At 63.2% G+C, this 13136-nt stretch carries 9 protein-coding genes; 3 read left to right on the top strand and 6 right to left on the bottom strand.

All coding sequences use genetic code 11. The features are described 5' to 3' along the window. The first annotated feature begins 21 nt into the window (after positions 1-21). A complete protein-coding gene (locus J5M72_RS21810) occupies positions 22-222 on the top strand; it encodes a hypothetical protein (RefSeq protein ID WP_169428330.1) in 201 nt (66 codons plus the stop codon). Positions 223-231: 9 nt separating this feature from the next. On the opposite strand, the gene J5M72_RS21805 is transcribed toward J5M72_RS21810, so the two are convergent. Further along, a complete protein-coding gene (locus J5M72_RS21805; RefSeq protein ID WP_169428329.1) occupies positions 232-477 on the bottom strand; it encodes a DUF2789 domain-containing protein in 246 nt (81 codons plus the stop codon). Between the two features lie 128 nt (positions 478-605). Then, positions 606-1067: a YbaK/EbsC family protein gene (locus J5M72_RS21800; RefSeq protein ID WP_085712631.1), complete on the bottom strand. Its 462-nt coding sequence runs from the start codon at positions 1065-1067 to the stop codon at positions 606-608. A gap of 174 nt (positions 1068-1241) precedes the next feature. On the opposite strand from J5M72_RS21800, the gene J5M72_RS21795 reads away from it, so the two are divergent. Next, complete coding sequence (locus tag J5M72_RS21795; protein ID WP_207867062.1) at positions 1242-1790, top strand: NfeD family protein; 549 nt, start codon at positions 1242-1244, stop codon at positions 1788-1790. 2 nt (positions 1791-1792) lie between these two features. Continuing rightward, complete coding sequence (locus J5M72_RS21790; RefSeq protein ID WP_169428327.1) at positions 1793-2551, top strand: slipin family protein; 759 nt, start codon at positions 1793-1795, stop codon at positions 2549-2551. On the opposite strand, the gene J5M72_RS21785 is transcribed toward J5M72_RS21790, so the two are convergent. From J5M72_RS21785 to J5M72_RS21770, 4 genes are read right to left on the bottom strand one after another with little or no spacing between them, the layout of a single operon-like run. Beyond that, positions 2517-3491 carry a sulfotransferase family protein gene (locus J5M72_RS21785; RefSeq protein WP_207867061.1) on the bottom strand — a complete coding sequence of 325 codons (975 nt, stop codon included), beginning with the start codon at positions 3489-3491 and terminating at the stop codon, positions 2517-2519. The two genes, J5M72_RS21790 and J5M72_RS21785, sit on opposite strands and share 35 nt — an antisense overlap. Continuing rightward, a complete protein-coding gene (locus tag J5M72_RS21780) occupies positions 3479-4264 on the bottom strand; it encodes an aspartyl/asparaginyl beta-hydroxylase domain-containing protein (RefSeq protein ID WP_207867060.1) in 786 nt (261 codons plus the stop codon). The genes J5M72_RS21785 and J5M72_RS21780 overlap by 13 nt, the downstream gene beginning before the upstream one ends. 3 nt (positions 4265-4267) lie before the next feature. Then, positions 4268-5782, bottom strand: a complete 1515-nt coding sequence (locus J5M72_RS21775; protein WP_169428324.1) for a TolC family protein — start codon at positions 5780-5782, stop codon at positions 4268-4270. Positions 5783-5830: 48 nt separating this feature from the next. Beyond that, a complete protein-coding gene (locus J5M72_RS21770; protein WP_207867059.1) occupies positions 5831-13126 on the bottom strand; it encodes an Ig-like domain-containing protein in 7296 nt (2431 codons plus the stop codon). Positions 13127-13136: the final 10 nt, after the last annotated feature.

The following is a 13136-nucleotide window of genomic DNA, read 5'->3' as shown; positions in this document are numbered from 1 at the left end:
GACATCCGAGAGCACTGAACCATGACGACGCAATTCACGCCCGAGAACCCGAATTCCGGACAACATCCGATTGAACGTCTGCCCGACACATCTGCGTACGCGGCATTTTTAGAGCAAAAAGTAAGAATCGCTCGTGAATCAATGGCCTGCGGAATCGGTTTATCCAATCTTGAAGTTGAAGCGACGTTCTCTTCCTTGAGAGCTATGACTGCCAAGGACTAGGTCCGGTCTTTATCCCGCCCGCCCTTTCCTCAACATCACATCCAGCTGATCCACCACCTCCGCCCAATCCGCATCATCGAGAATCTCGTCGCGCAGGAAATCCGCCTGGCTCTTGCTCCAGAAGAACGCATCGCACAGGTGCAGTTCGGGTTTGAGCGGGGAGTGGGCGGCGATGAACTGATCGATGCTGACCGGGTCGTTGTCCAGGCCCAGTTGTTTGAACAGGGACGGGAGGCTGTGCGTCGGGTTTTCCATGTCGGTACTCCTGCAAGATCTATAGGGTGTGAAAGATTTTTCGCGAGCACGCTCGCTCCCAGAGGTTCAGCGCAGGACCTGTAGGAGCGAGCGTGCTCGCGATTGGCGCCCTCACAAACCTCATAAACCTACTGACTCAACTCCCGCACCTGCGCATGCGGCACCATTTTCAGAAACTCGGGCATGCTCATGTGCAGCAGATTGTTGTGGTTGCCGGCCTCCAGGTAGATGTCTTTCTGCCGGGTCACGAGCGGGTCGATGACCATGTCCAGGCCATAGGAATCGCCCAGTGGCGGCACCGCACCGCGTTCGCAGTCATCGAACAGGTGAGCGAGCGTGCTTTCGCGGGTGATCTGCCACTCGCCGCTGGTGCGCACCTTGCTCAGGTCCAGATGGCGGCTGGCAGGCAGCACGGCCATCAGGTAATGCCCGTGGTGGTCGTCGAGGATCACCGATTTGGCCACCCGCTCCGCCGGAATTCCCGAAACCCGCGCCGTTTCCAGGCTGCTGCTCGAGTGCGGATGGGAGACGACGTCGTATTGGCATTGCGCCCGGGTCAGGCTGCTTTGCACTTTTCTTGCCATACGCATGATGCACCTCGTTGCCCGCCGACGCTGCGCGGCGAGCGATGATGAACGTTGTTCCTGTTCTGGAAAGTCTAGTCCGGCAAGCCGCGAACGAAGGTAAATCCGCCCACTGGCGAGGCCGCGCAATGATCAAAATTCATCCAGCCGCAGGCTCAACTAGACTGATAAGAGAACCCCATGACTCTCCCGGAGGGTCGCGTGAACACCCGATGCTGTGCGTTTGCCCTGATGCTGCTGAGCGGATCGGCCCTGGCGGCGGACACCTCACTTGCGGCCGAAAGCCCGATCGGCCTGTGGCTGATCACCCTGGGCATCACCTTGCTGATCGCCGAAGGCGTGCTGCCCAATTACGGCGTGATCGGCCTTGCCGGGATTGTCATGTTCGTGATCGGCGCGCTGATTCTGAGCAATGCCGAACTGCCGGTGCCAATGATGATCGGCCTCGGGCTGGTCAGCGCACTGCTGCTGATCGCGTTGCTGGTTCGTGCCCTGAAGACCCGGCCGCGACACCCGGTCAGCGGCGACGCCGGCCTGGTCGGCAGCGTGACGGCCGTGACCATGGTGGAGTCGCGCGACACTCGCAACGGCTGGATACAGTTGCAAGGAGAACGCTGGCAAGTGTCGAGTGCCACGCCGCTGCACGCCGGGCAACCGGTGCGGGTAGTCGGGCGCAAGGGCTTGTTGCTGCAAGTGGCCGCGGCTGACGCGGCACCGCTCGGAGAGTGATCATGGGTCTGCAAATCGGTTTTGTCGCGCTGCTGCTGTTGCTCATTGCCCTGGCGGGCTCGACGTTCCGCATCCTGCGTGAATACGAACGCGGCGTGGTGTTCCAGCTCGGGCGCTTCTGGCAGGTCAAGGGGCCGGGGTTGATCCTGTTGATTCCGGTGGTGCAGCAAATGGTCCGGGTGGATCTGCGCACCATCGTCCTCGACGTGCCGCCCCAAGACGTGATCACCCGCGACAACGTCTCGGTCAAGGTCAACGCGGTGCTGTACTTCCGCGTGCTCGACCCGCAGAAAGCGATCATCCAGGTCGAAGACTTCCTGACCGCCACCAGTCAACTGGCCCAGACCACCCTGCGCGCGGTACTCGGCAAACATGAACTGGACGAACTGCTGGCCGAGCGCGAACAGTTGAACATCGACATCCAGCAAGTGCTCGATGCCCAGACCGACGCCTGGGGCATCAAGGTGGCCAATGTCGAGATCAAGCATGTCGACCTCAACGAATCGATGGTGCGCGCCATCGCCAGACAGGCTGAAGCGGAACGGGAACGGCGCGCCAAGGTGATCCACGCCGAAGGCGAACTGCAGGCCTCGGAAAAACTCATGCAGGCCGCCGAAATGCTCGGCCGCCAGCCCGGCGCCATGCAATTGCGCTACATGCAGACCCTGAGTTCGATTGCCGGTGACAAGAGCTCGACCATCGTCTTTCCGTTGCCGATCGAGTTGCTCAAGGGAATGGCGGATCTGTCGGCAAAATCGTGAGCCTGCGCAAGCGCTCCAGTGCGTCATAGGGCGCCCGCGCACAACGTTCCACTTGCGTGCGCAACAGAGTGGAAGCCTCAAGGCGTTTGCTTTCGCCATCGGCGACAAACGCCTGTGACGGCTGTTTCGCATGCTGCGCAGAAGCCGTCAGCGCCTGCTCACACTGCTCGGCATTGAGTTGAAAGAACCTCGCCAACCGTCCTGTCATCGCCTCAGGCAACTCGTTGTAATTCACCGCCAGCCCGTCGAAATCAGCGCAGTGCAAACACGCCGCGTCCAGCAGCCGTCCCAATCGCCGGGCGATAAAATCCTCGCGTCCTTTGAATGGCAGGTCGTCGTCCAGCACGCACGCGCCGAGCAGGTCGGGCACCATGTGCATGCCTGGGCGACGCAGATGTGAAACGGCGATCTCCAGCGGATCGCGGTAGACAAACAGCCACGGCGTGTCGGGAAAACAGTCGTGCAATAACGGCCATTCGCCGATGTTCCAGGCATCGAGCTTGATCACCAGTCTCTGCTCCATCCCGCGCCGGCGCTGACCGTAGGCCGAGAGCAACCCGGCGATGGCCGCACGACGTTCAGCGGCCGGCAGATCGCTGCGCAGCAAGGCATCCAGGGGGGGCGCCTCGGAAATCACGATGTGATCGGCGAGCTGCGCCACCATTTGACTGATCAGCGTCGAACCACAGCGCGAAGCGTGCAGGATGAAAGCGCTCGGTGACAGGCCCGGGCTGAGTGCTTGCCAATCGGCAAGCGCCGACAAGGACGTCTGCCGGCGAAACGCCTGATTGAACGGCAACTGCAGCGCCTGCTCCACCGCCTCGCGAAAAAACGGCTGGTGCAGCGGCGTGTCACCGAACCAGCACCAGTCGACCAGCCATTGCCCGGCCTCTTTCCAGATGCGAACCGGCAGCCAGCCGTCGAAATTCAGGCTCGCCATTGTTCGTTCCACGAGCGGCGCCCGTTGCGCATCGCCGCCTGCAGTTCTTCCCGGGAGAATGACAAGCCGCGCTCGGCGGCCAACGCCAGGGTTCGGCTGATGAACGCTTCGGGATCACGTAGCGCCTGCAAGGTCGCCGACAACGACCGATCCACGGCCAGCAGACGCTGAAATCGCTGCAGCGCCGAGTCTTCGGCATCCGGCCGCGGTGTGCTTGGCAAACCGTCGGTCATCATCTGCTCCAGCCAGGCGCCGGGTCGGCAATCGAGGACCAGATGAATGCGTGCCGTACTGTCCCGATTGTCGACCCGGTGCGGTCGCGCAAGATCGAGAAACCAGCACTCGCCTTCCATCATCGGCATGCGCAGGCCATCGAGCCAGAAGTCCACCGCAGGCGGACTGAGCAGCGGAATGTGCAGTCGCATATCGGCGTTCTCACCCTCAAGATCGTAATCGCGATGCTCATGGATCTGCCCACCCGGCCCCAATCGCAGCAGCCGGGCACTGACGATCTCCAACGGCAGGTCGCGCAACGCCTGTTGCCAGCGGCGGTCCTTCAACCAGGGGCGGCGCGGCACCGGTTCGGCGGTACCGGGTGACAACTCGGTCAAGGCATCGGCAGCGCAAATCAGCGCCACACCGCTCCAGTCACCGCTGAAATACGCGGTGTTGAAATGGCCGTGCCAGTCTGTGTCCTCGATCGCCGCCAACGCCTGCAACAGCAACGGCAAATCCACAGAGACCGGCAGGCGCGAGTACGCTGGCCGACTCATCACTCACTTGGCAGCGGCACGGGCCGCCGGCACCGAAATATCCCCCGACGCCCACGCCGCTTCGCGGTTGGCCAGCGCCGTGGCGATCGACTGCACTTCAGTCGACTGCACCTGATCCGGCAACGGATCGAGGCCGGCACTGGCGAAGATCTGGCCATAGGCATTGCGCAGGTCGGCGTAGGACAGGTCACGGCGCAAATCCGCTTGCAGGTTGTTCAGTTCGCCCTGGATCAGATCCAGCTCGCCGATGCCTGCCGCCTGATGACGGTTGCGCAACTGACCGACAATTTGCCCGTCGATGTCCGACAGTTGCTGGTTGGTCTTGAACTGGCGCAGCGCTTCCTGATAGTTGGCGTTGGCCACGTACAATTGCGCCAGCACTGCAATCGACATCGCCTGACGCCGTGCGGTAGCGACTTCTTCACCGGCCTTGGCCACATCGATGGCCGCCGGAGCGGAGATTACGTTGAACAGGTTCCAGGTCACTTTCACGCCATAGTCGGCCCAGCGGTCGTTCACCAGGAACGAGTTGCTGTCGTAGTGCCCGCCGGCAGAAAACTCCAGGCCCGGGAGCATGCGCAGCATGGCTTTGCGGGTTTCGGCAGCGCTGATCCGGGTCTGGTAATCCTGCTCGCGCAGTTCCGGGCGACTGGTCAGGGCTTCCTGTTCCAGTTTGGCGATATCGACCTTGAGTTCCGGGATCTGATAACCGTCGTCGGTGGCCAGCGTCAGGTTGGTGCCCATCGGCAGGTTGATCAGGGTCGCCAGTTCGGTTTTCGCCAGCGACAACGCGCGGCGCTGCTCTTCCAGCTGCCGGGTGGCTTCGATCAGTGAACGCTGGTATCCGAGGGACTGCACCGGATCGCCGATACGCTGCTCGCTCATGCTTTCACTGTTGCGTCGGGCAGCGTCGACCCGTGCCATCAGGCTGTCGATCTGCTTGAGCAGACGCTCGGCTGCCATTGCCCGCCAATAGGCAGAACGCACGTCCTGGACGATGGTGTTGATCACCTTGCGACGACGTTCCTGGACGATCAGGCGCTGGTCGCCCTGTTGCTTGGCGTTGATGTAGCTGACGCCGAAGTCGAGAACGTTCCAGACCATGGTCAGGTCGGCGACGTTGCGGTCGCGGTCCTGGGAGGTCGACGGTTCCAGAGACTGGGTGCCGGTGCGCACACTCTGGCTGCTGGAGGCGCTGACGTTGTTGCGTCCGACGTAACCGGCGTCCAGCGCCATGCGCGGCAGCATGTCAAAACTGGCGAGATCGAGCTGCCGCTTGGCCAGCGCTTCCTCCATGATCTTCAAGCGACCTTCGAGGTTGTATTTCACCGCGCGGGCCATGGCCTGGTGCAGGGTCAACGGACCGCGCAACGGTTCCTGGCCCTTGTACATGGTTTGCAGGTCGGCTCGGGCCCGTTGCTCACTGACACTGCGTTCGATCGGTTCACTGGTGACTGCACATCCGCTGATCGCCAGCGCCAGCAGGCTGGCGCCGAACAACTTCTGACTTTTCTTCATCCCTGGATCGCCCCTAGGTCCCACATATTGTTGGATTGTTCTGGTTTGTCAGGCCGGTATTTCGCTGATGCCGACCTGTTGCAGCGCCGCGGCCAGGTTATCCACCCGGTGCTGCTCGCTGTCCTTGATCTGTTGCAGTTGCTGGCCCAGGGTCGGCGCGCCGAACACACCGCGCAGGCCTTGGGTAATGTCGCCGCCCTTGATCGAGTGAATGTCGAAGGCGTTCAGTGAATCCCGCTCTGTCTCGCTGTTCTGGTTGAACAGGCTGGAAAGGGTGCTGATACCGAACACGCCCCCATCTCCCCCGCCAAAGCCGAGGAAGCCATGGCCCGAACCGTCGCCGCCGCTGTCACTGCTGGTGAACACCTGGGCAATGAAACTCGGGCTCAAGGCACCGTGGTTGATGAAAATGTCGCCCAATGGACGGATACCGTTGCCGATGACCCGCTGCTCGAACAGCGGCGGGAAGGTCAGCGGTGAACCGAGATTCCCGACAGGCGTCGTGAAGACCACCGGTTGCAGCGGTACGTTAGGCGGTGGCGGTGCCACGACCGGATCGCTGCTGCGAAACTGCGGATCCGGCGTCACCACCAGAGGAGACGTCGGTGGCACGGCCGGCACCGTGTTGATCACATAGTTGCCGGACTGACTGATCCCGCTGCCGCTGTTACCCGACAGATCGCTGACCCCGGCACGGTTGACGCTGATCGCATTGCTGGCGCTGCTGACGTTGGCGTTTGGCGTCAGGGTCGCGGTCCAGGTCTTGCCGCCGTCGTTGCTGCTGAGGTTGGACAAGGTACCGTTGGCCACGCTGAGGTCCGACAGATCGAAACCGGTCACCGCTTCATTGAAGGTAATGAACACCTGCGACGTCTGGCCGACGCCCAGGTTCGGATTGGCAACCACTACCGTAGCGGTCGGCCGTTCACTGTCGAGGGTGTAGTTGTTCGACACCGCCACCGTGCTGCCGGCGTTGCCCGCCTGGTCGGTGACGTTGCTGGTGTCCAGGGCAATGAAGTTGCTCGGGTCGGTGACATTCGCGGTCGGCGTGAAGGTCGCGGTCCAGGTCTTGCCGCCGTCGCTGCTGGTCAGGTTGCTCAGGTCACCGTTGGTCACACTCAGGTCGGACAGGTCGAAATTGCTCACCGCCTCGCTGAACGTGAAGGTCACCGTGGTGGTCTGGCCGATGCCCAGATGCGGATTGGCGACCACAATGCTCACCGTCGGCCGGGTCGCATCGAGGAGGTAGTTGTTGGAGATGGCAATGCTCGCCCCGGCATTGCCGGCCAGATCCTGGACGCCGGCAGTGTCGATCAGAATCAGGTTGGTCGGGTCGTTGACGTTGGCTGTCGGCGTGAAAGTCGCCGTCCAGGTCACGCCACCGTCGCTGCTGGTCAGGTTCGAGAGCGAACCGTTGGCGACGCTGATGTCCGACAGGTCGAACCCGCTCACCGCTTCGCTGAAGGTGATGGTCACCGTGGTGGTTTCACCGATGCCCAGGCGGTTGTCGGCAACCACGATGGTGGCGGTCGGCAGCGCGGTGTCGATGGCGAAGTTGTTGGAATCGGTGGTGCCGACGCCACTGTTGCCCGACAGGTTGGCCACCCCGGCGTTGTTCAGGGTGATCAGGTTGCTGCTGTCGGTAATGTTGTTGGTCGGCGTGAACGTCGCGGTCCAGGTGATGCCACCGTCGCTGCTGCTGACGTTGCTCAGCGTGCCGTTGGCGATGGTCAGGTCGCTGTTGTCGAAACCGCTGACCGCTTCGTTGAAGGTGATGGTCACCAGCGAGGTTTCTCCGGCCTTGAGCGCAGTGTCGGCAATGACAATGGTCGCGGTCGGCACTTCGGTCTGCACCTGGTAATTGGCCGAGCTGGTGGTACCGCTGCCGGTGTTGCCGGCCAGGTCGGTGATGCCGGTGTTGTTCAGGACGATCAGATTGGTCAGGTCGGTAACGCCGATGTTCGGCGTGAAGGTGGCCGTCCAGGTGATGCCGCCGTCGCTCGACGAAACGTTGCTCAGGGTGCCGTTGGCGACGCTCAGGTCCGAGTTGTCGAAACCGGTCACCGCCTCGCTGAAAGTGATGGTCACCTGGGCGGTTTCGCCAGGGCGCAGATCACTGTCACTCATGACAATGGTCGCCGTCGGACGCTGACTGTCGACGGCATAGTTGTTGGAATCGGTGGTGCCACTGCCGGCGTTGCCCGCCAGATCGGCGATCCCGGTATTGTCCAGGGTGATCACGTTGGTGGTGTCGGTAATCCCTGCCGCCGGGGTGAAGGTCGCGGTCCAGGTAATGCCGCCATCGCTGCTGCTCACGGCGCTCAACGTGCCGTTGGCGATGATCAGGTCGGCATTGGTGAAACCGGTCACCGCTTCGCTGAACGTGATAGTCACCAGACTGGTCTGGCCGACGCCCAGGGCGGTGTCGGCGACCACGATGGTGGCAGTCGGACGCTGAGTGTCGACCGAATAGTTGTTCGAATCGGTGGTGCCGCTGCCGGCGTTGCCGGACAGGTTCTGCACGCCGCTGTTGTCGAGGGTGATCAGGTTGGTGGCGTCGGTGACGTTGCTGGTCGGGGTGAAGGTCGCCGTCCAGGTAATGCCGCCGTCGCTGCTGCTGACTGCCGACAACGTGCCGTTGGCGATGGTCAGATCGGCGTTGGTGAAACCGGTCACCGCTTCACTGAAGGTGATGGTCACCAGCGAGGTTTCGCCGATTTTCAGGCTGGAGTCGGACACGATGATGGTCGCGGTCGGCAGCACGGTGTCGATGGTGTAGTTGGGCGAACTGGTGGTGCCGCTGCCGGTATTGCCGGCGAGGTCGGCGATGCCGGTGTTGTTCAGGACAATCAGGTTGGTGGCGTCGTTGACGCCCACGTTCGGCGTGAACGTCGCCGTCCAGGTGATGCCGCCGTCGCTGGACGTGACGTTGCTCAAGGTGCCGTTGGCGACACTCAGGTCGGAATTGTCAAAACCGGTCACCGCTTCGCTGAAGGTAATGGTGACCAGCGAGGTTTCTCCGGCACTCAGGCTGCTGTCGGAGAGCACGATGGTGGCGGTCGGGCGCTGACTGTCGACGGCATAGTTGTTGGAATCGGTGGTGCCGCTGCCGGCGTTGCCCGCCAGATCGGCGATGCCGGTGTTGTCCAGGGTGATCACGTTGGTGGTGTCGGTTATCCCTGCCGCCGGGGTGAAGGTCGCGGTCCAGGTAATGCCGCCGTCGCTGCTGCTCACGGCGCTCAACGTGCCGTTGGCGATGATCAGGTCGGCGTTGCTGAAACCGGTCACCGCTTCGCTGAACGTGATGGTCACCAGACTGGTCTGGCCGACGCCCAGGGCGGTGTCGGCGACCACGATGGTGGCAGTCGGACGCTGAGTGTCGACCGAATAGTTGTTCGAATCGGTGGTGCCGCTGCCAGCGTTGCCGGACAGATTCTGCACGCCGGAGTTGTCCAGCGTGATCAGGTTGGTGGCGTCGGTGACGTTGCTGGTCGGGGTGAAGGTCGCCGTCCAGGTAATGCCGCCGTCGCTGCTGCTGACTGCCGACAACGTGCCGTTGGCGATGGTCAGGTCGGCGTTGGTGAAACCGGTCACCGCTTCACTGAAGGTGATGGTGACCAGCGAGGTTTCGCCGATTTTCAGGCTGGAGTCGGACACGATGATGGTCGCGGTCGGCAGCACGGTGTCGATGGTGTAGTTGGGCGAACTGGTGGTGCCGCTGCCGGTATTGCCGGCGAGGTCGGCGATGCCGGTGTTGTTCAGGACAATCAGGTTGGTGGCGTCGTTGACGCCCACGTTCGGCGTGAACGTCGCCGTCCAGGTGATGCCGCCGTCGCCGCTGCTCACCGCCGTCAGGGTGCCGTTGGCAACCACGATGTCGGCATTGCTGAAACCGGTCACCGCTTCACTGAAGGTGAAGGTCACCAGCGTCGTTTCACCGGCCGTGAGGGTGCTGTCGGCAACCACAATGGTCGCGGTCGGACGCTGGGTGTCGATGGCATAGTTACCGGAGTCGACAGTTCCGCTGCCGGCGTTGCCGGCCTGGTCGGAGACGCCGGTCTGGTCCAGGGTGATGACGTTGGTGGCATCGGTGATGTTGCTGGTCGGCGTGAACGTCGCCGTCCAGGTGACACCGCCGTCGCTGCTGCTCACCGCACTCAACGTGCCGTTGGCAATGGTCAGGTCGGCGTTGGTGAAACCGGTCACCGCTTCGCTGAAGGTGATGGTCACAACCGAGGTTTCGCCGATTTTCAACGCGTTATCGGACAAGGCGATGGTCGCGGTCGGGCGCACGGTATCGATGGCGTAATTGTTCGAATCGGTCGTGCCGCTGCCGGCGTTGCCGTTCAGGTCAGCGATGCCGGTGTTGTTCAGGGTAATCAGGTTGGTCGCGTCGGTGATGCTGGCGGTCGGCGTGAACGTCGCCGTCCAGGTGATGCCGCCGTCGCTGCTGCTGACCGCCGTCAATGTGCCGTTGGCAATGGTCAGGTCGGCGTTGGTGAAACCGGTCACCGCTTCGCTGAAGGTGATGGTCACCAGCGAGGTTTCGCCGATTTTCAGGTTGTTGTCGGCCACCACGATGGTCGCTGTCGGCCGCGCGGTGTCGATCGCATAGTTGTTGGAGTTGGTGGTGCCGCTGCCGGCGTTGCCGGCCAGATCGACGACCCCGGTGTTGTCCAGGGTGACCAGGTTGGTGGTGTCGGTGATGTTGGTGGTTGGCGTGAGCGTGGCGGTCCAGGTGACGCCGCCGTCGCTGCTGCTCAGGCCGGTCAGGGTGCCGTTGGCCACCGTCAGGTCGGCCGTGGTGAAGCCACTGACCGCTTCGCTGAAGGTAATGGTCACCAGCGAGGTTTCTCCCACCGCCAGGTTGGTGTCGGCCACGACAATGGTCGCGGTCGGCCGCACCGTATCGATCACATAATTGACCGAATCGGTGGTGCCGGTGCCGGCGTTACCGGCCAGATCGGCAATACCGGTGTTGTCCAGAGAGATAAGGTTAGTCGTGTCGGTGATGCTGGCGCTCGGGGTGAACGTCCCGGTCCAGGTAATACCGCCGTCACTGCTGCTCACCGCGCTCAGGGTGCCGTTGGCAATGGTCAGGTCGGCGTTGGTGAAGCCGGTCACCGCTTCACTGAAGGTAAAAGTCACCAGCGAGGTATCGCCGATTTTCAATGCCGTATCCGACATCACGATGGTCACGGTCGGGCGCGCGGTATCGATCGCGTAGTTGACGGAGTTGGTCGTACCGACACCCGCCACACCGTCGCTGATCGCGTTCACCCCGGTGTTGTCGAGGGTGATCAGGTTGGTGGCGTCGGTGATGTTGTTGGTCGGGGTGAACGTCGCGGTCCAGGTCAGGCCGCCGTCGCTGCTGCTGACCGCTGTCAGCGTGCCGTTGGCGATGGTCAGGTCGGCGTTGGTGAAACCGGTCACCGCCCGGCTGAAGGTGATGGTCACCAGCGAGGTTTCGCCGATTTTCAGGGCGGTGTCGGACATCACGATGGTGGCGGTCGGTGGTTCCACATAAGCGGTGTTGAGTGTGCCGCCGTTGTTGTAGATCGCCGCGAAGGCCAAGGGTACAGAGCCCGTCACGCCGCCGCCCAGTTCTGCGCCACCGGAGCCGCTGCCCGCCGCGTTGCCAGTGATGGAGCTGAAGTTGGAGGCCGTGATCAGTACCGTGCCGCCCTGGTTCCAGATTGCGCCGACACCCCGTCCGCCGTCGCCGCCGTTCAGGTTGTTGCTGCCCTGGCCGCTGCCGCCACCGCCACCGCCGCCCGCACCGATGTTGTTGCTGATGACCGAGGTGCCGACGATTTTCAGGGTCCCGGTGGAGGCGTTATAAATGCCGCCGGCCGCATTGCCGCCGACGCCGCCGACCTTGTCCCAACCGGCGCCGCCACCGCCGCCGCCAATGGAAATCGTGCCGTTGTTGGCGGTGCCGCCATTGCCGCCGTTGCTGTAATAGGACACGCCCACACCGCCAGCACCGCCGAGGGTGGAACCGCCGCGCCCGCCCATGTGCGTCGCGTCGTAGCCACCGCCATAACCGCCGACACCGCCGCTGCCGGCCTGGCCGCCCAGGGTACCGGTGCCCGGCCCGGCCGTGCCGCCATGACCGCCGCCCTGACCACCGAGGCCACCGCCGCCGCCACCGGCACCGCCGTAGAACGCACCGGTCACACCCCCGCCACCGCCACCACCGGCCGCCGCGTTACCGGTCACCGAAACGTTGTTCAGGGTCAGGATGCCGGCGTTGAAAATCCCGCCGCCCATGGCCCCGGTCGCGCCATAGCCGCCATTGCCGCCGTTGCCCGAGACCAGGCCCCGGGTAATCACCAGACCATCGAGGGTCACGGTGCTGCCGGAGGTGATTTCCACCACCCGGGTCTTGTACTGGCCATCGAGGGTGACGTCGGCGACGCCATCGTTGTTCAGGTCGCCATCGACCGTGACGCTCTTGTTGATCAGCAATTCCGAGGTGAGCTGTACCGTCATGCCGGTGCTGAAGGTCACGATGTCGCCGTTCTGCGCCGACGCCAGCGCTGCGCGCAGCGAGCCGACCCCGGTGTTCGCGTTGTTGGTGGCAGTCCAGGTGGCGAGGCCCCACTGGTACTCGCTCATCGACAAGGTCGACAGCACGTTGGCGCTCTCGATCTTGCCGGTGGCGATCTCCAGATCCCAGTCACCGCCCACACCGGTGCGGTTGTTCGACGCCGCCACGTCACGACCGGTCAATTGCGCCAGCGAGTCGACAAAGCTCAGGCCACGGTCACCCTCGGCGGTGTAGCAGCCGTAAATGAGGATGTCGCCACCGACGTTCATGTCCTTGCCGATTTCCGCCAGCACCGCGCTGCGCTGCGCGACGTTGTCCGCCGACAGGTAGCTGTTGCCCAGCCACAGGTCACCGGCGTTGCCGTGGGCAATGATTTGCACCGAGCTGACGCCCGAATGCTGGTCGAGATAGTCGGCGATCTGCTGCAAGCCGTCCTTGCTCGCGTCGAGCTTGACCACTTGCGTCCCCGGGGCGACGCCTTTGAGCAAGCTGTCGGCATCCTTGACCCGGCCATCGACGAACACCACGCTTTGCCCAGGTACGGCCACCGGGCTGGCCGCAGGTGTGGCATCGGCCTGGCCGTGGGTGTCCTTGCTGACCGACGGATGATCGGCCGTGGGTGTCTTGGCCGCATCGGCAGCGGGATGGCTGTCGGCCTGGGCGGCGGTGTCAGCGACAGTGGCCGCCACGGCGCCGTCGAACAGCAGGCGCGGTTCCAGCGACATGATCAGCGGCGCCGCCAGCGTCCGTTGGCTTTCGGTTAACCGCGACTTTTGCTTGCTCCACCACATGTTGCTCACC

Origin of the sequence: Pseudomonas sp. 58(2021) (genome assembly GCF_017491585.1) — a bacterium.
GTDB classification, from domain to species: domain Bacteria; phylum Pseudomonadota; class Gammaproteobacteria; order Pseudomonadales; family Pseudomonadaceae; genus Aquipseudomonas; species Aquipseudomonas fluorescens_BT.
Note: the sequence above shows the minus strand (reverse complement) of the source record. Positions and strands in the feature narration are given on the sequence as shown.